Source organism: Sphingobium olei, from assembly GCF_042678845.1.
Taxonomy (GTDB): domain Bacteria; phylum Pseudomonadota; class Alphaproteobacteria; order Sphingomonadales; family Sphingomonadaceae; genus Sphingobium; species Sphingobium olei.
In genome coordinates this window covers 1-1,085 of sequence record NZ_JBHTLS010000035.1, presented here as the reverse complement: position 1 = coordinate 1,085, position 1,085 = coordinate 1, and the positions used below count along the sequence as shown (strand labels likewise).

Genomic DNA, 1,085 nt, shown 5'->3' with positions numbered 1-1,085 from the left:
GCGACAATCAGGATGAGAACGAGGTCCTTGCCAGCGACAATTAAAATCGGCACTGAATGACGCGCCGCGACAATCACATTCTCATCCTGATTGACGCGCAATCCTCATCCTGTTTGTCGCGCTACAGTATCGGCCCAAACGCCCGAGGCGGTGTTCTCCTTGCTGATCAGATCGGGCAGTCGCGCCCCGTCATGGGGCATTGGCGGCGCTCGCATCCCAGGTGCGGATCAATCCATAGGCTCGATCGATGCCAATATGGTTTTTATACCCAAACATCGGAATGGCCAGATCAACCGGCTTTGCCGCCTTGGGATCTGCGCCTTCCCGGACCTTGGCCTTGGTATATTTGATCGACCAGCGCGCATCGCGGTCTTTTTGCCGAGCCTTGGCGGGCTTCCAGCCCTTGGGGATACGGCCGTCTTTGATCGCTGCCTTCTCCTCCTGCGTGTTGCGCTGCTTGGGTGCGGGCACGACGGTGGCGTCGATGATCTGCCCACCCATGGCCAGATATCCCCGATCCTTGAGCGCGGCATCGAAGCGCGCGAATAGCCGGTCGATTGCCTTGGCTTTTACAAGCCTTCCTCTTGCGGACCGCCAAACCGTGGTCGCATCAGGCACCGTGCCTTCCAGGCCAACACCCAGGAAGCGCTGGAACGAGAGCCGGGCCTTAATCTGGAGTTCGGTCGCCTCATCGGACAGCGAATATAAGGCTTGCAGGACCAGGATTTTGAACATCAGCACCGGGTCGAATGGTGGTCACCCCCTTGTTCCGGGGGCCGCGTCGCAGCGCCGCCACCAGCGGACCCCGGAATAGCTCAAAGTCCACCACCCCCGACAGCCGTTCCAGCGGATCGCCCGCCACGCTTAATGCCTCATATCGGTCCGAAAGATCAAAGAAACCCAGCTGTCCCGCCATCCAAGCCTCCGCTGTCACACCAAAACATTGAATCATCTCAGGTAAGAGCCCGATCCAAAAGTTGTTGAGCAATACCAGCATGTTATGATTCACGCCGTCCTTGCGAGAGATGGAGTGATCAATGGCATGGACTGGCATTGCTCGAGATGAGCATAGCCGCAAAGGACTG

At 58.2% G+C, this 1,085-nt stretch carries 1 pseudogene; it reads right to left on the bottom strand.

Annotated elements, in window-relative coordinates:
- Nucleotides 1-116 precede the first annotated feature (116 nt).
- A pseudogene (locus tag ACFQ24_RS03890) lies at nucleotides 117-916 on the bottom strand (IS5 family transposase); the annotation flags it as partial.
- Nucleotides 917-1,085: the final 169 nt, after the last annotated feature.